The 20,889-nt window shown below is 33.5% G+C and carries 22 protein-coding genes; 15 read left to right on the top strand and 7 right to left on the bottom strand.

Annotation, left to right across the window (positions count from 1 at the left end):
• From VFS71_RS09370 to VFS71_RS09340, 7 genes are all read left to right on the top strand, one after another.
• Positions 1-238 (top strand): hypothetical protein (locus VFS71_RS09370; protein ID WP_326400880.1); only part of this gene is annotated, 238 nt, incomplete at its 5' end.
• Positions 239-445: 207 nt separating this feature from the next.
• A complete protein-coding gene (locus VFS71_RS09365; RefSeq protein WP_326400878.1) occupies positions 446-814 on the top strand; it encodes a hypothetical protein in 369 nt (122 codons plus the stop codon).
• Positions 815-833: 19 nt separating this feature from the next.
• Positions 834-1,229 (top strand): OB-fold protein, encoded by a 396-nt coding sequence (locus VFS71_RS09360; protein WP_326400876.1) that lies wholly within the window; start codon positions 834-836, stop codon positions 1,227-1,229.
• Between the two features lie 4 nt (positions 1,230-1,233).
• Positions 1,234-2,097, top strand: a complete 864-nt coding sequence (locus VFS71_RS09355; protein ID WP_326400874.1) for a DUF5777 family beta-barrel protein — start codon at positions 1,234-1,236, stop codon at positions 2,095-2,097.
• Between the two features lie 19 nt (positions 2,098-2,116).
• A complete protein-coding gene (locus VFS71_RS09350; RefSeq protein WP_326400872.1) occupies positions 2,117-2,461 on the top strand; it encodes a hypothetical protein in 345 nt (114 codons plus the stop codon).
• 72 nt (positions 2,462-2,533) lie between these two features.
• Positions 2,534-3,013 (top strand): YceI family protein, encoded by a 480-nt coding sequence (locus VFS71_RS09345; protein WP_326400870.1) that lies wholly within the window; start codon positions 2,534-2,536, stop codon positions 3,011-3,013.
• Between the two features lie 255 nt (positions 3,014-3,268).
• Positions 3,269-3,739 carry a CHRD domain-containing protein gene (locus tag VFS71_RS09340; protein ID WP_326400868.1) on the top strand — a complete coding sequence of 157 codons (471 nt, stop codon included), beginning with the start codon at positions 3,269-3,271 and terminating at the stop codon, positions 3,737-3,739.
• A gap of 139 nt (positions 3,740-3,878) precedes the next feature.
• Here the strand turns inward: VFS71_RS09340 and VFS71_RS09335 are convergent, their stop codons facing one another.
• Both VFS71_RS09335 and VFS71_RS09330 read right to left on the bottom strand, forming a co-directional pair.
• A complete protein-coding gene (locus tag VFS71_RS09335) occupies positions 3,879-5,870 on the bottom strand; it encodes a M56 family metallopeptidase (RefSeq protein ID WP_326400866.1) in 1,992 nt (663 codons plus the stop codon).
• Positions 5,867-6,229 carry a BlaI/MecI/CopY family transcriptional regulator gene (locus tag VFS71_RS09330; RefSeq protein WP_326400864.1) on the bottom strand — a complete coding sequence of 121 codons (363 nt, stop codon included), beginning with the start codon at positions 6,227-6,229 and terminating at the stop codon, positions 5,867-5,869. The genes VFS71_RS09335 and VFS71_RS09330 overlap by 4 nt, the downstream gene beginning before the upstream one ends.
• Before the next feature lie 359 nt (positions 6,230-6,588).
• Between VFS71_RS09330 and udk the strand changes: the two genes are divergently transcribed.
• From udk to VFS71_RS09305, 5 genes are all read left to right on the top strand, one after another.
• Positions 6,589-7,197, top strand: a complete 609-nt coding sequence (gene udk / locus VFS71_RS09325; RefSeq protein ID WP_326400862.1) for a uridine kinase — start codon at positions 6,589-6,591, stop codon at positions 7,195-7,197.
• Positions 7,198-7,320: 123 nt separating this feature from the next.
• Positions 7,321-7,644 (top strand): FtsB family cell division protein, encoded by a 324-nt coding sequence (locus VFS71_RS09320; protein ID WP_077370200.1) that lies wholly within the window; start codon positions 7,321-7,323, stop codon positions 7,642-7,644.
• Between the two features lie 35 nt (positions 7,645-7,679).
• A complete protein-coding gene (locus tag VFS71_RS09315) occupies positions 7,680-9,044 on the top strand; it encodes a methylmalonyl-CoA mutase subunit beta (RefSeq protein ID WP_326400860.1) in 1,365 nt (454 codons plus the stop codon).
• A gap of 79 nt (positions 9,045-9,123) precedes the next feature.
• Complete coding sequence (scpA, locus tag VFS71_RS09310; protein WP_326400858.1) at positions 9,124-11,253, top strand: methylmalonyl-CoA mutase; 2,130 nt, start codon at positions 9,124-9,126, stop codon at positions 11,251-11,253.
• Positions 11,254-11,820: 567 nt separating this feature from the next.
• Entirely contained in the window at positions 11,821-12,357 is a 537-nt protein-coding gene (locus VFS71_RS09305) for a hypothetical protein (RefSeq protein WP_326400856.1), read from the top strand.
• A 142-nt stretch (positions 12,358-12,499) separates the two neighbouring features.
• Here the strand turns inward: VFS71_RS09305 and VFS71_RS09300 are convergent, their stop codons facing one another.
• Entirely contained in the window at positions 12,500-12,685 is a 186-nt protein-coding gene (locus tag VFS71_RS09300) for a hypothetical protein (RefSeq protein ID WP_326400854.1), read from the bottom strand.
• A gap of 480 nt (positions 12,686-13,165) precedes the next feature.
• Here VFS71_RS09300 and VFS71_RS09295 point away from each other — a divergent pair, with 480 nt between their 5' ends.
• A complete protein-coding gene (locus VFS71_RS09295) occupies positions 13,166-13,702 on the top strand; it encodes a hypothetical protein (protein WP_326400852.1) in 537 nt (178 codons plus the stop codon).
• 76 nt (positions 13,703-13,778) lie between these two features.
• Here VFS71_RS09295 and VFS71_RS09290 read toward each other — a convergent pair whose 3' ends face one another.
• From VFS71_RS09290 to dapF, 4 genes are all read right to left on the bottom strand, one after another.
• Positions 13,779-14,417 carry a peptidoglycan-binding protein LysM gene (locus VFS71_RS09290; RefSeq protein WP_326400850.1) on the bottom strand — a complete coding sequence of 213 codons (639 nt, stop codon included), beginning with the start codon at positions 14,415-14,417 and terminating at the stop codon, positions 13,779-13,781.
• A gap of 540 nt (positions 14,418-14,957) precedes the next feature.
• Positions 14,958-15,998: an endolytic transglycosylase MltG gene (mltG, locus tag VFS71_RS09285; RefSeq protein WP_326400848.1), complete on the bottom strand. Its 1,041-nt coding sequence runs from the start codon at positions 15,996-15,998 to the stop codon at positions 14,958-14,960.
• A 17-nt stretch (positions 15,999-16,015) separates the two neighbouring features.
• Entirely contained in the window at positions 16,016-16,570 is a 555-nt protein-coding gene (locus VFS71_RS09280; RefSeq protein WP_326400846.1) for a GNAT family protein, read from the bottom strand.
• An 83-nt stretch (positions 16,571-16,653) separates the two neighbouring features.
• Positions 16,654-17,436, bottom strand: coding sequence for a diaminopimelate epimerase (dapF, locus tag VFS71_RS09275; RefSeq protein ID WP_326400844.1), 783 nt, complete (start codon positions 17,434-17,436; stop codon positions 16,654-16,656).
• Positions 17,437-17,576: 140 nt separating this feature from the next.
• On the opposite strand from dapF, the gene VFS71_RS09270 reads away from it, so the two are divergent.
• Both VFS71_RS09270 and VFS71_RS09265 read left to right on the top strand, forming a co-directional pair.
• Positions 17,577-18,977 (top strand): trypsin-like peptidase domain-containing protein, encoded by a 1,401-nt coding sequence (locus VFS71_RS09270; RefSeq protein ID WP_326400842.1) that lies wholly within the window; start codon positions 17,577-17,579, stop codon positions 18,975-18,977.
• A gap of 155 nt (positions 18,978-19,132) precedes the next feature.
• Positions 19,133-20,581 carry a glyceraldehyde-3-phosphate dehydrogenase gene (locus tag VFS71_RS09265; RefSeq protein WP_326400840.1) on the top strand — a complete coding sequence of 483 codons (1,449 nt, stop codon included), beginning with the start codon at positions 19,133-19,135 and terminating at the stop codon, positions 20,579-20,581.
• Positions 20,582-20,889 lie beyond the last annotated feature (308 nt).

Genomic DNA, 20,889 nt, shown 5'->3' with positions numbered 1-20,889 from the left:
CAAACCCAATAATTCCAATTTAAATTCTTTCTCACAAATTAATTTTTCTTCAACTTACAAATGGGAAACTACAAATGGAGTCCAATTCAAACTAGGAATATCAATCTTAAATATCCTAAACAGGAAAAATGAAATCAACGAATATTATAGAATAAGTTCTTTAACAAATTCTATAGAGGAAGTTGAAACATCCGCATTGCGAAGAACTCCAAATATTAGTTTTAGAATTTCATTCTAGCTCAATTCCTAGAGGGTTTGTAAAAAATTCTTGCTCTTCTTTTTATTTTTTTTTCAAAATAATAATTCTTTGGTAGGGTAATCTGCATCAAAGCTGTTTTACTATTGAATCGTATCAAAAGAATAAAAAAAACCTTCATTAGAAAAAGAGAAGCTATTCGATTTTAATAAAGAGGTTTAATTTATTAATCAAATAAATAAATTGACTATGAGAAAATTAAAAGCAATCTGTTTAGTGTTAGTTGTAGCTTCGGCAATGATTTCATGTAGTGGAGGCGGTGATGATCCAGTTACTCCTCCAGTAACACCACCAACAGGAGGAGTAACCAATCCTACCTATACGGCAAATATTAAAGCAATTATAAATGGAAATTGTATATCCTGCCACGGTCCTGGGGGAGAACAAAGCGATCATCCACTTCTAACTTATGAACAAGTAAGTGCCAGATCCTCGGATATAAAAGAAAGAATTGAAAAACCAGCCGGAGATCCTATGGTAATGCCTAAAGGAGGAAAATTGTCACAGACTAATATTGATTTGATCAATAAATGGATCGCTAACGGAATGCCAAATTAAATACACTTGTTAAAAAGAAATGAGTAAAAAAATCAAAATAATCCTTTTTGCCCTAATCACAATTGTTCTGATTGGCTCATTTGCCTATAATTATGTAATGTATGGCGGCTCTAGAAACTTGACTTCCGAAAAAACAAATTTCACAGTTACTTCGGCTTCTATTACTTCAGAATTTAGAACTAACATCGAATCGGCAAATAAAAAATATCTTGAAAAAGCAGTAGCTATAAAAGGTAAAATCACTGCTTCCAATGGAAATGAAGTTATTCTTGATGGGGTTATTAATTGCAGTTTTAAAAAATTGGATTTATCAATTAAAAAAGAACAAATGGTGACCGTAAAAGGGAGAATTGTGGGCTATGATGATTTGATGGGTGAATTAAAATTGGACCAATGTTTTTTAATCAAAAATTAATTAAATGAACGTTAAATTATTTTTATCACTAGCATTTGGTCTTTTGATCATAGATCATGCATCTGCGCAAGATGATTTGTTAAAGGAATTGGACACTGTAAAATCCAAAGAAAAACAAGTAGAAATTGCGGGATTCAAAGGGTTACAAATTTGCAATATGCAATCTACTAAATTAACAGCCAAAGGTGAATGGTATGTTTTGATTTCACACCGTTTTGGTGATTTGACCGAGGGATTGGACAATTTTTTCGGTTTAGATGATGCGTACACAAAATTAGGAGCAATTTATGGAGTGACGAATTGGTTGTCAGTCGGGCTGTCAAGGCAGACCAATAATAAAATTTACGAATTAACAGCTAAGTATAAGTTTAAAAGTCAAGAAACTGATGGGTTTCCTGTCACGATTGCAGGCTATAATACTATGGATATCAATACAAACCTAAGTACAGATATCTATCCGGGATTAGGAACCAATAATCGTTTTGCTTATTCCACCCAGTTATTGATTTCTAGAAAATTTACTGAGAAGTTTTCAGCGGAACTAACACCAATTTATATTCATAAAAACCTATATGATCAAACTACCGAAAGGGAAAATCAATTTGTAGTGGGAATGGGAGGACGATACAAAATAGCAAAAAGGTTAAGTGTAAATTTAGAATATGCACCTCGAATAGATGCACCAGAAAATACGGTTTATCATGATTTACTTTCAATGGGATTGGATATTGAGACTGGGGGACATATTTTTCAGTTAGTATTCTCCAATTGTCAGACGATGAATGACGTTTACGTGTTTTCCAATGCCACAGGAAAATGGAATGGTGGAAGCCTTTATTTTGGATTTAACTTATACAGAGTTTTTTAAAAAATTAATAAGATATTCTATGAAAAAAACGCATCTATTTTTGATGGTATTATGTGGTGCATTCATTATTTCCTGTGAATCAAATACTTATGACGAAATTAGTAAACAAACAGGAAACCCGACTTACGAAGCAGATATAGAGCATATTATTCATCACAATTGCCTTAGCTGTCATTATGGGTCGAATCAATATCCTAATTTGGAAACTTATGACGGGGTAAAAAATGCTTGCATTAATGTTAATTTGGTTTGTAGAATAGATTCGGAAAACTGTGGGGAAAGAATGCCTCAAGGAGGAAAATTACCCCAATCGGATATTGATTTAATAAAACTTTGGGTGGCCAACGGATTTGTGGAAAAATAAGCTAAAACGATGAAAAAAGCTGCTTTTTTAATGATATGTTTTTTGATAGGAAACGCAATTTTCTCCCAAAAGATGATCACGCGAACAGGGGAAATTAAATTTGAGGCCTCAGTGCCTTCCTTTGAGCCTGTTGCTGCTGTAAATAATTCAGTTTCTGCAATTCTTGATGAGTCGAATGGAGAATTTGCCACATTGGCTTTGGTAAAAGCTTTCAAGTTTAAAGTCCCTTTGATGGAAGAACATTTTAATGAAAATTATATTGAGTCTTCCAAATATCCAAAAGCAACTTTTAAAGGAAAAATCATAAATTTTGATATCTCGAAATTGGATACTTCCGGAAAATATGATTTGGAGGGAGATTTGACCATACATGGTGTTACCAAAAAGATTAAAACTAAAATCAGTTTGGTTTTAAAAGAAGAAAAATTATATATCACTAGTATTTTTAATGTCAAAGCTCAAGATTTCAATATAAAAATACCTGGCATTGTGAAGAGCAAAGTATCTGAAGATGTAAATATTGCGGTTGATTTTACTCTTGATAAAAAATAATTTTTTATTAGAATTAACATTGTCCCTATCATGAAGGAAATAATATGGCATTTTATTTGTCAGAAAAACAAACAACTAAAGAAAGGTGAGCTGGTTGCGTTCACAACACGTCACAACCATCTACAAACAACACATTACTTTAGTGAAAAATATTTTAATTTAAAATTAAACAGTATTTTTTTATATTCTTAATTAAATCTTATTAAAATTATAATTGTCTTTTTAACCTTTTTTAACCTTAAAAAATATGTAATTATGAAATCTGCACTTAATTTTTCAGTAATCTTATTATTGCTTTTTATTGGAGTTTCTTGTTCCAATAATGATGACAACAATAGTTCTACTCCTGTTATTGTGACTTTTAATGCTTCATTAACTCCAGTAGAGGGTACTGGTTCTTCCGCACATGGCGATGCAACACTCGAATTTAACCAGACCGCCAAAACATTTAAAATTACGGTAACCTATACAGGACTAGCACCCAATCATGGTCACATACATGCGGCCGACGGAACAGTTGTATTTCCATTTTCTGATACATCTGTTACAACCTCTCCATTTACTCAAACATTTGCCATAACTGATGCTCAAATAGTGGAACTTATGGCCAATCACTATTATGTAAACTTACATACTGTAGACTTTCCACTAGGAGAAATAAAAGGAACACTTATTAAAACTGGCACTTCTGGTGGTGGTGGTGATGGTGGTGGTGGACATTATTAAAACCAACTCTTCCTCATTCAAAAACAAAAAAGCCCATTCCATATTTGGTTTGGGCTTTTTTAGTCATTACAACTCGAGTTTTTTATTATGTTAGGACTAGGATTAAAAGCCCTTTTTTATCTTAATAATTGATAATATTTTAATTATCAAGAACAGACTTCAATTCAATATACTTTTCAAGGCTTTTAAAATCATGTCCTTTCTCTTTCATTGATTTAATAAAAGATGGTGAAGCTCCTGTCGCTTTTGCTCCAATAACATCATCTAGATTAGTAACATTGAACCCAAGATTTTGATACTCTTTTATTAATTCAGGCGTTATATTCTGTGATTTCAAAGCAAATAGATCATCTGGTTTGATGTTTTTAAAACCTGCTTTTTGAAAGCCCTTTATATATTCTGGAGTTACATTTAGTGATTTCATAGCCAAAAGATCATTATTGGAAAGATCATTATATCCCAATTCCTTAAAAGAATTAATAAATGCCTGATCAATTTGCATTGATTTAAAGGCAATGATGTCATCATCTATGTCGTCATCACTATCACTTTTGGTAGAATTATGAAAATCAGCGATATATTTTCCATCAATACCTTGAGATTTCAATGCTATAATGTTTTCTGGTGTAAGATCCTTATAGCCTGCTTTACGTATCTCTTCGATATAAGCTTTGTCAATACCAAGCGACTTGAAAGGAATCAGGTTTTCCAAATCAATATCAGCAACTCCAGCCTGTTTTATTGAAGTAATATAAGCTTCATCTATATCTAAGGCTGCAAGAGGAATAAGTTGATCTTTCTCTAAATTTCTATAACCATTTTTATTGAGCATTTGAACATAAGAATGTTTGATGTTTACCATAAAGAATACCATTATATCGTTGTCATCTTCAATATCGACTCCTTTCTGACGCATCTTGTCACTATAATCTTTATTAGGAGTAAATTTATAGGTTCCCATTCCTTTGTTTCCTTCAAATTTTCCAACAAAATTCATTGTTCCTGCTTCACGTGTTAGCGTAAATGTGCCTTCTTTATCTCGTGGAAGGCTACTAAAATCATTCAACTGAAAACTACTGGAAGAAGTATCATCCTCGTCACTTTTGAATTGGATATTTATTGTATTGCCTTTTATAGTGGCAAACCAATTCCCTTCTGTTTTCATTTCTTTTTGAATGTTTAACTGATCTTCAGGCTTCTCTTTGGCAGTAAGAGTTTGACTTTGCGCTACCGGTTGATTAAAAAGGCAGACAAACAACACCATTAATGGTACTAGGAAAAAGTATTTCCAAGTGGTGTTTACATTTGATTTTTTTGAGTTCATCATAATGATTCGTTTTTTTAAGAGTGATTGATTATAGTTAGTTGTAAGACTCAATGGAAATTGGGGTGCTGCTACTTTAAGCAAGCTAAACTGATAACTTTCTTTTTCAACGGTGTCCTGCAATAGCATTTGATTATCGGTCAAAAATTCAAGATTACTCTCCAATACTTTTCGCCATTGCCATGCAAAAGGATTGAACCACTGAAAAATGAGAACTACTTCAGCAAGCAGAAGGTCAATAGTGTGTTTTTGTTCAATATGAATTTTTTCATGTAGCAAAATCTGATTATACATTTCCCATTCATATTTTTCAGGGTTGATAAAAATAATATTGGCAAAAGAGCAAGGAGCCTTGTCTTCGTTTATTTCGACAATACGAAATTTTCCATCTTGAATAACTTCTTTTGAATAGGCTCTATATAATAATATGACTACCTGCATCAAAAAGTTAAGTCCAAAAATGAGTACTCCGAACCAATACAAATAAACCATCCACTTCACAAACAGATCAACATTGATAATTTGTTTTGTCTGTTCTATAATTGATTTTTGAACGGGTTGTTCTTTTATCTCTATTGTATTCTTGTAGGCTGGAACTTTAGCCAATTCAATATGCTTTACTACAGGTTCATTTCTAAATGACAATTGTTGAGGCACTGGAAGCAGAGGTAAAATAAAAGTCAGCATCATACAGGAAAGCAATACAAACCTGTTCAAATGGAAGAAAGTTTCTTTTTGCAAAAGCAGCTTATAAAACATAAGACAGGCAGAAAGAATAAGGGCTGTATACAAAATATAAGGTATCATTTTTTATCTTTTTTAATGATGTTTACTATTTCATCCAATTCATTTACTGAAAGCTTTTGCTCTTTTGCAAAAAAAGCTAGCATTCGCGGATACGAGTTATCAAAATACTGACTAACAATATCCTTCAATGCAAATTGCTGGTATTCTTCCCTACTGATAACTGGAAAAAAACTATGCATATTTCCAGCTGTTTCATGATTTAGAAAACCTTTTTCCTCAAGTATCTTCACTATTGTTGCCACACTGTTATAATGCGGTTTTGGGTCCGGCAACAATGGAATTATATCCCTAATAAAGGCTTTGTTTAAATCCCAAAATACTTGCATTATCTGTTCTTCTCGCTTAGCTAATTTTATCATAGTTAAAATATTTTAGTGCAAGATACTACTAATTAATTAGTAGACAAACTAATTTGTTAGTATTTTAACTAATCAATTAGTAATAATGTAAAATTCATACAATTAAAGTTCTAAAATTATCCCTACTAATCATCTGTATTAGAATTGATTAACAACACGTTAAAACACTAAAAACATTTTATTTTTCTTTATAATATAATGATACAAATTCTATAAACTATCGAAAACCCATTAGCATAAACATATACCCTAACATTTCTTTTTTACTATTTTACGGAATACAATCAAGAGCAAATCAATTCTTTTTTTAAAAATATAAATCCCTACTTTTGCACCTTAAAACACAATAAATCTATTTTATGCTTATCATAGGAATCGCAGGAGGAACAGGATCAGGAAAAACAACCGTGGTACATCAAATCATGAATGAATTACCGGAAGCGGAAGTTGGGATTATTGCTCAAGACTCCTACTACAAACAAACGCACGACCTGAGTTACGAGGACCGATCCCATATCAATTTTGACCACCCGAGAGCTATTGATTTTGAATTATTAGTAGCACATCTTAAGGAGTTAAAGGCCGGAAATACAATTGACCAACCTGTCTATTCTTTTGTACAGCACAACAGAACAGACGACATCGTTGTTACGCATCCTAGAAAAGTAATGATTGTGGAAGGCATATTAATCCTGACAAATCCCGAATTAAGAAACCTTTTTGACATCAAAATATTTGTTCATGCCGATTCAGATGAACGATTGATTCGTCGTATGAAAAGAGACATTGCCGAACGTGGAAGAGACATGCATGAAGTTCTAAATCGCTATCAAAGCACCCTAAAACCAATGCACGAGCAATTTATCGAACCTTCAAAAGCCTTTGCGGACATTATAATTCCCAACGACAAATTCAACACTGTGGCCATTGATGTAGTTCGTGCCGTAATTAATCAACGTATTTTATAATTTTGTTGTAATTTTATCGTGTTAATTCACAACAATTCTTTATTGCATTTTATATAATGTAAATTAAGAAGTTATAAAACAAATAGTTGTTCCCCATTAAATTTGGATTAAAAAATATTCCCAATGAAAAACCCCTTTAAAGACAAATCTTGGTTTAAATTTTTAAGTAACAAGTACGTTTGGGTCTCGTTATCGTTTTTAACTTGGATGATTTTTCTGGATAACTATTCTTATTTTGAACATCGTTTTTTGGACAAGCAAATTGACGAACTTGAAGATAATGCCACTTATTATCAAGGCGAAATAAAGAAAGATGAAGAAAACATCAAACAGCTAAAAAATCCGTTGCAAATCGAAAAGTATGCTCGGGAAAAATACTATATGAAAAAAGATAGTGAAGATATTTATATCATCGAGTTTGATGGTGATACTGTCAAAAAAAAATAATCCTATCGCATTTCAAATCTAATTACAATTAAAAAATGGCCAAGAATTTATTCGACGATTTCAGCCCTGTTTCTGCAAAACTTTGGAAACAAAAAATTCAATTTGAACTAAAAGGAGCAGATTATAACGAAACGGTAATCTGGAATTCTCCCGAGGATATCAAAGTAAAACCATTTTACGATAAAGAAGATGTTGCCAAAAAGTATAGCGTTGCCACAAAAGCTTCGCAATTCAAAATTTGCCAAAACATTTATGTCTTCGATATAGAAAAATCAATTGAAAAAGCATTGGATTCCATCAATCGCGGTGCCGAAAGTATACGTTTTACCATTCCGGAAGAAACCGTAAACATCGAAAAACTATTGGAAAAGCTTCCTTTAGAAAAAATTGCAGTTTACTTTCATTTCAATTTTATTTCAATCGATTTCGTTAAAAAGATTAACGCTATTGCAAAAGATAAAAAAGCAACTATCTATTGTCTTTTAGATCCAATCGGACAATTAGCCAAAGACGGAAATTGGTACAATACCCAAGAAAAAAACAACTTTGACACCCTAAATACTCTTTCGAAAGAAACCTCATCTCTTTCGATCATAAGCATCAACGGTGGATTGTATCAAAATGCGGGTGCCACTATGGTACAGCAAATTGCCTACAGCCTGGCACACGCCAATGAATATTTCAACCGAATACAAGATATAAATCAACCTATCGTTTTTCAAATTTCTGTAGGAGCCAATTATTTTTTCGAAATCGCAAAACTTCGTGCTTTTCGAATCCTTTTCAAAAGCATAGCCAAAGAATACAATCACAATTTGGATTGTCATTTATTGGTTACTCCAACAAAGCGCAACAAAACCATCTATGACTATAATGTAAACATGCTTCGCACCACAACCGAATGTATGAGTGCGATTCTTGGTGGAGCAGATGCCATAGCAAATTTACCTTATGACTCTTTGTACCATAAAGACAATGAATTTGGAGATAGAATTGCTAGAAACCAATTACTGATTCTAAAAGAGGAAAGTTATTTTGACAAAGTAGACAATCCTGGCGATGGGAGTTATTATATCGAAAGCCTAACCAATCAATTGTCAGAAAAAGCATTAGTATTATTCAAAGATATTGAAGCCAACGGAGGTTTTCTAAAACAACTGAATGAAGGTCTAATCAAAAGAAAAATACAGGAAAGTGCCGATGCTGAACAAAGTTTGTTCGATTCCGGAAAAGAAACGCTTTTGGGGACAAACAAATATCCCAACAAGAACGACAAAATGAAACATGACTTAGAATTATTTCCTTTTGTAAAAATCAAACCCAGAAAAACCTTGATTACGCCAATAATTGAAAAACGATTGGCAGAAAAATTAGAGCAGGAAAGACTTTCTGAAGAGTAATCAGGTTGCAGTATTCAGTCTTCAGTAAAAACTAAATATCAATTTGGTTAAGTAACTGAAGATATCAAAGACTAAAAAAATGAAAAGAAAAGATTTACAACATATAAAGCTTGACAATTCCAACAATTTGGAGACTGATCCCTTAAACTTGGAACAAAATTTTCAAACTGCTGAAGGAATTGAACTTCACAAAACATATGCTGAAAAGGATATAGAATCTATCGAGCATCTTGATTTTGGAGCAGGCTTTGCACCCAACTTGCGCGGGCCTTATGCCACCATGTACGTTCGCAAACCTTGGACAATACGCCAATATGCAGGATTCTCAACTGCCGAAGAAAGCAATGCTTTTTACAGACGCAACTTAGCTGCAGGTCAAAAAGGCCTTTCAATAGCTTTTGATTTACCCACACACAGAGGTTACGATTCAGATCACGAACGTGTAGTTGGTGATGTAGGAAAAGCTGGAGTTGCCATAGACTCTGTTGAAGACATGAAAGTATTGTTCAATCAGATTCCACTTGACGAAATGTCGGTTTCAATGACTATGAATGGTGCCGTTTTACCCATTATGGCTTTTTATATTGTTGCAGCTGAAGAACAAGGTGTAAAACCGGAACAGCTTTCAGGAACCATTCAAAATGACATTTTGAAAGAATTTATGGTTCGTAATACATACATCTATCCACCTACTCCATCGATGAAAATCATCGCCGACATATTTGAATTCACCAGCAATAAAATGCCGAAATTCAATTCCATTTCCATCTCTGGTTACCACATGCAGGAAGCTGGAGCAACAGCCGATATTGAATTGGCTTACACATTGGCCGATGGATTGGAATATATTAGAACAGGATTGGCAACGGGAATGAAAATTGATGATTTTGCTCCACGCCTTTCTTTTTTCTGGGCAATTGGAATGAACCATTTTATGGAAATTGCCAAAATGAGAGCGGGAAGAATGATTTGGGCAAAATTGATTAAGCAATTCAACCCAACGGATGACAAATCATTGGCACTAAGAACCCACTGCCAAACATCGGGTTGGAGTTTAACAGAACAAGATCCTTTCAACAATGTGGCACGTACCTGCATTGAAGCAACTGCTGCTGCTTTTGGAGGGACGCAATCTTTACACACCAATGCACTGGATGAAGCGATTGCTTTACCTACTGATTTTTCAGCTCGAATTGCACGAAATACTCAAATATATTTACAGGAAGAAACTAAAATCACCAAAACCGTAGATCCTTGGGCTGGTAGTTATTATGTAGAAAGCCTAACCAATGAAATTGCCAAAAAAGCTTGGAAACTCATAGAAGAAGTTGAAGAATTGGGTGGAATGACCAAAGCCATTGAAACTGGAATTCCTAAAATTCGAATTGAGGAAGCTGCAGCACGCAAACAAGCCCGTATTGACAGTAGTCAAGATATCATTGTTGGTGTTAACAAATACCGTTTGGAAAAAGAAGATCCATTACAAATTCTAGATGTGGACAATCAAATGGTTCGCCAACAACAACTCGAACAATTAGACAGAATTAAAGCATCCAGAGATTCTGATAAAGTACAGGCATCGCTTCAAAAATTAAAGCTTTGTGCCGAAACTGGAGAAGGAAACTTACTGGAATTTGCAGTGGAAGCAGCAAGAAATCGTTGTACATTGGGAGAAATTAGCGATGCATTGGAAACCGTTTTTGGTAGATATAAAGCACAAATTAAATCTTTTAGCGGAGTATATAGCAAAGAAATGAAAGACGACAAAAGCTTTGAAAAAGCAAAACAACTGGCAGATGCCTTTGCCAAACAGGAAGGGCGTCGACCAAGAATCATGATTGCCAAAATGGGACAGGATGGTCACGACCGTGGTGCAAAAGTAGTTGCCACAGGTTATGCCGATGTGGGGTTCGATGTGGATATTGGCCCATTATTTCAAACACCTGCCGAAGCAGCCAAGCAAGCTGTGGAAAACGATGTGCACATCCTTGGTGTATCGTCACTCGCAGCAGGCCACAAAACATTGGTTCCCCAAGTAATTGAAGAACTAAAAAAATACGGAAGAGAAGATATTATGGTCATCGTTGGCGGAGTAATCCCTACACAAGATTACCAATTTTTATTTGATGCTGGAGCTGTAGCCGTTTTTGGACCTGGAACAAAAATAAGCGACGCAGCCATCCAGATTTTAGAAATTTTAATCGATTAATAAATACTAGATTTAAAGAATTTATTAACATCATTAAATTGATACTTCTTTACTTTTATAGCTATTCGGTACTTTAGTTAATTTTTAAAGTACCGAATAACTACATTAAAAACTCTCTGTTTATTTTTCCAAATCAATATCGAAAACACACTCAATCTCTTTTAATTTACTAAAAAAATATGCTCTTCTTTTTTCTTTAGATATTTATACGCCAGCAAAAATCTAATCTCCAGAAACAAACTATTCACTAAAGAATAGTCAGACATATCTATTTTTTAATATAACTCTCCATTTTCTACCTTAAAATTTAAAATTAAGAGGTACTTCCCTAATAATTAAAATTTTACGACTCTCTATCTGAATAAAATAGACTCTTTTAATTAACATCTATTAAGCAAGGTGTTAACAATACGTGCTTAATATTTAACCTATTTTTATAATAGTTTTTATTTTAGAATAATTAATCTAACAAAAAGGGGAAGAAACAAAGAACAAACCTTACTATTTGTTTTAAAAATAAAATTTCAAAATATAATATTAATTTAAATTAATTTAAAATAGAATATTATGAAAACAGTTTTAATTATCGCATTAGTTTTAGGATTGCATATTACCTCATATTCACAGAATAAGATAGGAGAAGATAATGATGAAGGAAACATGAATACCGTAGACCTACCAGAGATCGTTATTAAAAATGCAGGAAAAGATTTTTCATATTATCTGCCCGATAAAAATCCAGACCCTAGTATCGTACAACTACAAAAAGAATTTATTGCCTATAATTTAGGAAAAGACTACAAAGGTTTTGAAAATTACCTTGTTATTTTAGAAGGACAAAAAGGGATTTTGACTGCCACTTATGATTCAAACGGAAAACTCACTAGTGTTGTTGAAAAGTACAGCAATACTCAACTGCCAGTTCCTGTCATCTATTCAATTTACAAAGCATATCCAGGTTGGCAAATTGTAAATGATAAATATCTTTACACACAAGAAAATGGAGATATTACAAAAAAAGAGTACAATTTAAAACTCAAAAAAGACAACGAAGTAATTAAATTAAAAGTAAATCCGAAAGGTGAAATCATCTCAAAAAGTTAAACAAAAAAATTAAGAGGCGGTTTGGAAATGATTTTCCAAACCGCCTCTTAATAATAAAATTTGAGATTCACTACAATTTAAATCACCACTCTTGCAGTACTGTCCGCAACAATAAAGGAAGTATCATAACCTCCAAATCTTCTCAGATAGTTTCGTAGCGAAGTCCCGTAAATATCTTTAAAGAAACGTTTTCTATCATATCTGAAAAACTTTTTAACAGATCCACACCAGCCAAATGAGCAGCTGCCAAAATACCGAATTCTGTAATTCGGGCTCCGTTGAGAACCGTTCCGTCAAACTTTTCAATTACCCCTTTAACTCCGAGCAATAAAAGCTTTTTCCTGTAATCGTGGACTGTTTAAAAATGCATCGCTATAGTGGATTCCTATATTTTTTAAAGTTTCTATACCAGACTGGTATTTGCTAAATAGCCGAGAGAATTAATTTTTCTATATTTTCCTCTTGCACAAGCAAAATCCAAAGCCCAAGAACAAACTATTAACTAAAGAATAATCAGCTTTCTTTTATTTTTTTAATATAAATCGCCATTTTCTACCTTAAAACTCAAAATTGGGAGGTACTTGCTTAATAATTAAATTTTTATAACTCTCAATCTGAATAAAAGAGCTCTCTTAAATTAACATTAATTAAGCAAGGCGTTAACAACACATGCGTTATAATTAACCTATTTTTATAACAGTTTCTAAAATAAATAAATAACAAAAAGGGGAAGTAACAACGAAGAAGCCTTACTATTTGTTTTAAAAATAAAATTTCAAAATATAATATTAATTTAAAATAGAATATTATGAAAACCGCTTTGATTATCGCATTAGTTTTAGGAATACATATTACATCATACTCGCAAAATAAGGCAGGAGAAGGTAATGACGAAGGAAATATGAGCACAATAGACCTACCAGAGATTGTTATTAAAAATGCAGGAAAAGATTTTTCATATTATTTACCAGACAAAAACCCAGACATTACCGTTAATCAGCTTGAGAAAGAATTTGTAGCTTATGATTTAGGGAAAGACTATGAGGGATATGAAAACTATCTGGTTATTTTATCTACAGGAAAAGGCTCACTATCAGCAACTTATGACGTTAATGGTAAACTTACTAGTGTTGTTGAAAAATACACTGATACAATGTTACCTCATGCGGTTATTTACTCTGTTTACAAAGCATATCCAGGTTGGCAAATTGTAAATGATAAATATCTTTACACACAAGAAAATGGAGATGTTACAAAAAAAGAGTACAATTTAAAACTTAAAAAAGACAACGAAGTAATTAAATTAAAAGTAAATCCGAAAGGTGAAATCATCTCAAAAAGTTAAACAAAAAATTAAGAAGCGGTTTGGAAAATCATTTCCAAACCGCCTCTTAATAATAAAATTTGAGATTCAATACAATTTAAATCATCACTCTTGCAGTACTGTCCGCAACAATAAAGGCAGTATCATAACCCCCAAATCTTCTCAGATAGCTTCTTAACGAAGTTCCATAAACGTCTTTAATAAAACGTTTCCCTTTATATCTGAAATATTTTTTAACAGATCCCACACCAGCAAGATGTGCCGCTGCCAAAATTCCTGATTCAGTGATTCGGATTCCGTTCAAAACAGTTCCATCATACCTTTCAATAACTTTTCTTAACTCCCATTTGTTTTTTGACAAAAGAGCAATAAAAGCTTTTTCTTGCATTCTGGGGCTGTTTAAAAATGCGTCGGAATTGTGAACCCCAATAGTTTTTAAAGTTTCAATACCAAATTGGTATTTTCCTAAATAACCGAGAGAATTAATTTTTCTGTATTTTCCTTGTGACTCTTTGAAGCCGATTGCTTCTTTATATCCAATAAAAAAGGTTCCAGTATAGGGAATCTCAGAATTGGTATAATCGCTCACATTTAATGATGGTAGTAAGTAGGATGTATCATCTGTTTCGTTAATTAGAAACCATGGGGTAGATTCTAATTTGGAGGGTTTAAAACCTAAGCTTAAAAAAGCTACTACAACAATCAAACTTGTGTAAAAATACCATTTTTTTATCATATTTGGGTTTTCTTCAAAACGCTGTCCCGTTATGAAATTTCTATGCTCAAAGATACGACTTTAAAAATAAAGCTGAAAATCAAGGCTTTAAACTTATCAACTTTTTAAATTTATCGCCCATAAGTAACTAGTTGTGCGGATGTTCGAGTTTTGAAAATAATACGAAATAATTGAAAAAACGCAACTTATTCAGCATCAAAACATAAGCTTATTCTTGTTTAAAAAAAGAAAAAAAGTCTAGAAAAAGTAAAATAACACTGAAATGATTACAAATTCTTCATTTTACGATAACGTTTGAAATAAAAACATAAGAATTATTAATTAATATATTCACATTTGGGCATGACCACAAGGGTCGGGCTGTCCATTATATCTTTTCTTTTCCTAAAAAAGGAAAAGAAAAGGATGCCATTTCCATCCCTCATGCAATCACGTTTTCAAAACATCCTTTTAGGCAAGTTCAATACATAAAAAAAGCTTCAAAACTGTTATTAAAACAATTTTGAAGCCTTTTAAAATATTCCTTACGATTACAAAAACCTAACGTTGCACTCCTTGACTATTAATCCAATCTGAATATTTTTTGGCATTTACATTATGTTCAGCCAAAGTAGCCGCAAATTCGTGGTATCCAAAGCGATCTACACTCGCGCAGAAATAGATATAATTATTTTTTTCTGGATTTAAAACCGCTTCGAGTGCCGTAATATCGGGCATTGCAATTGGTCCTGGAGGAAGTCCTATATTCACATAAGTATTATAAGGCGATTTCATAATCAAATCATTGTAGAAGACTCTTTTAATTACTTGATTAAAATCATTGGACTTCTTTTTCATCGCAAAAATTACGGTTGGATCAGCCTGCAATGGCATTTCTAATCTCATTCTATTCAAATAAACTCCCGCAATTCTTGGTCGTTCATCTTTTTTAACTGATTCTTTATGCACTATAGAAGCCAGAATAGTAGCTTGAATTGGTGTAAGACCTTGTGCCGCAGCTTTGGCAGTACGTTCTTTGTTCCAAAATTTATTATATTCCTTAATCATTTTATCTCGAAACTTCTCTGCCGAAGTATTCCAGTAAATATCATAAGTATTGGGGATAAACATAACCAGAACATTCTCTTCCGTAAATCCGTTTTCTTTCAAAAAAATAGAATCTTTAAAGGTATTCAATAACTCAAGACTATCCGGTTCGATTTGGGAACCCACTCTACCAGCAAAATTTTCTAGACGCTCTTGATTATTGAAAGCCAAACTTACGGGATCATTAAATTTCATCGCTTTAACCAACTCATAACTATTCATACCATTCTTTAGCAAAAAGCGACCTGCTTTTACGTTTTCTGGATAACTCGTTTTTCCAGCTACCATTTCAAAACGGCTTATATCTTTGACATAAGGCTCTAAAATATGTTTTACTTGCTCATAATCCGATCCTGTTGGCACGTATACATACAACTCTTTATCTGCAAATTTTGTGTTACCACTAAAAATTTGATACATTAAAACAAATCCATAAACGATTAATATTGAAATTAATGCAACGGATACTAATGATACTATTTTTTTTAGATTCAAAATAAAAAAATTTAAAATTATTGCGCCAGTTCGCTGTCGCTCGTGTGATTATTAATTAATTGAAAAATGGCTTCGTCTTTGTAAACTCCATTTACCAAAGTCCAATCTTTCTTTACGCCTATTTTTTGGAAACCAAATTTAGTAAAAAGAGCAATACTAGCCTTATTTTCACATCCAATATTTGCATATAATTGATGTAAATTAAGATTATAAAAGGCATACTGAATTAGTAAGTCCAGCGCTTCCGACCCAATATTCTGATTTCTATTCTCTTCGCCCTGAATCACAATCCCAACACCAGCTCTATTGTTCTTGGGATCAAAATCAAACAAATCAATGAGTCCCAAAGCCGGAAAATCTTCATCTTGACAAATTGCCAATCGCAATTGCTTGGCTTCATAAATATCCTGATAGGCATTTTCCAAATACTGCTTCACCAAAAACCGACTATAAGGCGTATGCGTGTTGCTCACTTCCCAAATACTCTGGTCGTTTTCTATGGCATAAACAAACTCCAAATCATTGGGTTCTAGTGCTCGAATGTAAATATTATCGCCTTTTAATGTTTTCATTTATTTTTTCAAAAAGTAAGTCTTACCTCTACTTCTATTTTTTTCTATTTAGAAATAAATTTGATTTTTCTAAAGTTTATACACTAAACTTCAATCGTCCCTTTAAACACAAATTCAGCAGGTCCTTTCAAGAAAACATTCGTAAATCCGTTTTCGCCTTTATCGAAGGAAACGACTAATTTTCCGCCTTCTACATTCACATTGATAGCTGTGGCATTTGTTTGTCCTGTGGCATTCATAGCGATTGCAACTGCTGTAGCTCCAGTTCCGCAAGCCAAAGTTTCATCTTCAACGCCTCTTTCGTAGGTACGAAGTCTAAAAGTGGTATCGTCTATTTTTTTTACAAAATTAATATTGCTTCCTGCTGCACCGTACATTTCGCCATAACGAATCGCAGCACCTTCTGCTTTTATATTGTAATGCTCTAAATCTTCCACCATTTGAACATGATGTGGAGAACCTGTATTCAAGAAAGAGTGGTCTTTTTTAATATCTATAGTTGGAACATCAATCATCTGTAAAGAAACCAATCCGTTATCTTCAAATGAAGCATGGTGCAAACCATCTGTAGCAATAAAAGTAGTTTTGTCTTCAATCACTTCTAAATCTTTGGCGAAAGCCACCAAACAACGTCCTCCATTGCCACACATCGAACTTTGATTCCCATCGGAGTTGTAATACACCATTTTGAAATCAGTATCCGAGTCATTTTCCAACAAAATAAGTCCGTCTCCACCTATCCCAAAACGTCTGTCGCACAAATGAGCAATCAACTGTGTATTCTCTTTTGGGAAAAATCCGGAACGATTGTCAATCATAACAAAATCGTTTCCAGCACCTTGGTATTTATAAAATTCTAATTGCATTTTTATTTCCATTTTATCACACAAAAGTACAAACTATTAATGAATTGTTAATCATTGTTAAAGAGCGTTAAACCACATTGTTCGAAAAAAAAATTCTGCTAAATTCGTTATCAAATAACTAAATAAAACACGTTTTTATTATGAAACAAATTTCAAAATTATTCTTGGTATCCTTGTTGAGTGGCGCAACAACCCTTGGCGCATACAAATTATTATTTGACAACAATGGTTATTTTTCGTCCACCAAACATGGTATTACTACTCTTGCTCCAGAATCCTACGGAAGGACAGTTGGTTTAACTCCCGAAAATACCGATTTTACTATTGCGGCAGAAAAAACCATCCACACGGTAGTGCACGTAAAAAATGTATCAGTAAAAACCATTTCCAATCCCATAATGGAATTCTTTTACGGATATGGAGGACAACAACAGCAAGAGCAAGTTGGAACTGGATCGGGCGTTATTATTTCTGAAGATGGTTATATTGTGACCAACAATCATGTAGTAAAAGACGCTACCGATATTGAAATCACGTTGAACAATAAAAAAACCTTCAAGGCAAAACTCATTGGAACCGATTCGAAAATGGACATTGCCTTGCTAAAAATTGATGCCGATGAAAAACTACCGTATTCCACATTTGCCAATTCCGATTCGGTTAAAGTGGGAGAATGGGTACTCGCAGTGGGCAATCCATACAACTTAACATCAACCGTTACTGCAGGTATTGTTTCGGCAAAAGCCAGAAATCTGGATGCTAGAGGAATTCAGTCTTTCATACAAACTGATGCTGCTGTAAACCCAGGCAACAGTGGAGGTGCACTTGTAAACACCCGTGGTGAATTGATAGGAATCAACACAATGATTTCATCAATGACAGGTTCTTATGTTGGTTATTCTTTTGCCATTCCTTCCAATAATGCCCGAAAAATAATCGAGGACATAATGGAATTTGGAAATGTACAAAGAGGAATTCTAGGAGTTGAAGGCGGTGAATTAAACAGTACTGCGTCTAAAGAACTAGGAGTTACACAAACTCAAGGTTTTTACATTAACAAAGTATCCAAAAACTCAGGTGCCGAAAAAGCCAAATTGCAAAAAGGGGATATCATCATCAAATTAGACAATCAGGATATTGCCACTTTTGCAGATCTTTCGGGTTATGTAAACACCAAAAGACCAAATGACAAAATTCAGGTTACTATCATTAGAGATGGAAAAAATTTGATTGTACCAGTTGTATTGAGTAAAAATGAATCTTTTACCACTGAATTTAAAGGAATCGAAGTAGAAAATATTGACGCTGCCGATAAAAAGAAATTTAAAATCGATTATGGTGTAAGAATTAAATCGATCAACAATGAAAACTTAGCACAATATAGTGACGAACTTACAGGAAATATCATTTTGAGCATTGACAATGTCAAAGCAACAAACATTGAAACGGTTTCCAAACTTTTGAATAATAAAGACGAAAAACAAAGTACTCGTATCGAAATGATAAATAAAAATGGAGAAGTCATTCGAATAATTATCTAAAACGTTAAAACCATAAATTAAAAGCCGACTTGTAAATGCAAGTCGGCTTTTTTTATTCTAAAAAAAATATAAAAAAAGTTACGAAATCGATTGAAATAAGTACTTTTGCACCAAATTTTTAAAAACTGCATTAATTAACAATACAAATTTTCAACATGAATAACATGGATTTATACGAAAAAGAGGTTTCGTTTCAAGCCGATAGAAGACGTTCAGGAGTAGAATTAATTAAAATTATTAGTGATTTATGGTATGACAAATCAATCGAATTGGTTTTGTTCCGAAATCAATTAATAGATAGAAACGTAAGCGAAATTATCAACTTACATGAATATGCAGGTAAATTTGTGGGCAAACCGATTTCTGTTTCAGATTCTGTTGAAATCGCCAATGTAATTCTTACTTTGGATTTACCACCATCAAAATTGGATATCGGGAAACTTACTTACGAGTATCGTCTAGAAGATGAAAAATACCCAGATGCAAGACATTTTGTTTTAGACAAATTGAAAGAAGCTAAATTCTCTGAAGAAATCCAACCCAAAGATGTAATTCTTTATGGTTTTGGCCGTATTGGACGCTTATTGGCACGAGAGCTAATGTCCAAAACAGGAAAAGGAGAGCAAATGCGTTTGAGAGCCATCGTTACGAGAGACAAAAACGATGCGACAAGCCTAGAAAAAAGAGCTTCATTACTGCGTTATGATTCCATTCACGGAGATTTCAAAGGTTCTGTTGTTGCCGATACTATAAACAATGCCTTAATCATCAACGGTACTACAGTTCATATTATCACAGCAAACACTCCTGAAGAAATTGACTATACTAAATACGGAATCGACAATGCCCTAGTGATTGACAATACGGGTGCTTTCACAACTAAAGAAGCATTGAGCCGTCATTTAGTTTCAAAAGGAGTCGATAAAGTATTACTTACTGCACCAGGAAAAGGAGTTCCAAATATTGTTCATGGAGTTAATCAAAACGAATACAACCCAGACGAAATCGACATTTTCTCGGCTGCTTCATGCACCACCAATGCGATTACTCCAATCCTAAAAGCGATTGAAGACACTTTGGGAGTTGTAAAAGGACATCTTGAAACAATTCATGCTTACACAAACGACCAAAATTTGGTTGACAATATGCACAAAAAATACCGTCGCGGTAGAGCAGCTGCACTCAATATGGTTATCACCGAAACTGGAGCTGGAACCGCAGTTGCCAAAGCATTGCCATCCTTAGAAGGTAAATTAACTTCAAATGCCATCCGCGTACCTGTTCCAAATGGTTCTTTGGTCGTGTTAAATCTTGAAGTAAACAAAGAAACTTCGGTAGAAGCCATCAACACCATCATGAAAAAGTATGCACTTGAAGGTGAATTGGTAGAACAAATCAAATATTCATTGAATAACGAATTAGTTTCTTCAGATATCGTAGGAACTTCAGCACCTTCAATTTATGACAGCAATGCTACCATCGTTTCCAAAGATGGAAAAAATATAGTGCTTTACATTTGGTACGACAACGAATACGGCTACAGCCACCAAGTAATAAGACTAGCCAAATATATTGCCAAAGTAAGACGTTTTACGTACTACTAGCATTTAGATTTACAGGTTGGGAAAACTCTTTTAGTTTTAATTTTAGTTTTTTAGATAATAAATGTGCCCCAGCCTGGATTCAACAGAAATCCGCCAAGTTTTAGAACGAGGCGGATTTTTTATTTTCAGTTCAAAAAAAATTTAAAATCTTTTTGGGCGTGCCCCCGTTTAGTAAAGTGGCCAACTTATAGTATCGCTTAGACGGCCCCTTTCCTCAACGGGGTCAGGCTATCCGCGCTACTTCGGTAGCTTGCTACTATCCTTCACGCACTAAACGACAACTATTTATTACAAAAGATATTTAGAAT

Origin of the sequence: Flavobacterium sp. (assembly GCF_035760125.1) — a bacterium.
Taxonomy (GTDB): Bacteria; Bacteroidota; Bacteroidia; order Flavobacteriales; family Flavobacteriaceae; genus Flavobacterium.
This window is presented reverse-complemented; position numbering and strand designations above follow the sequence as displayed.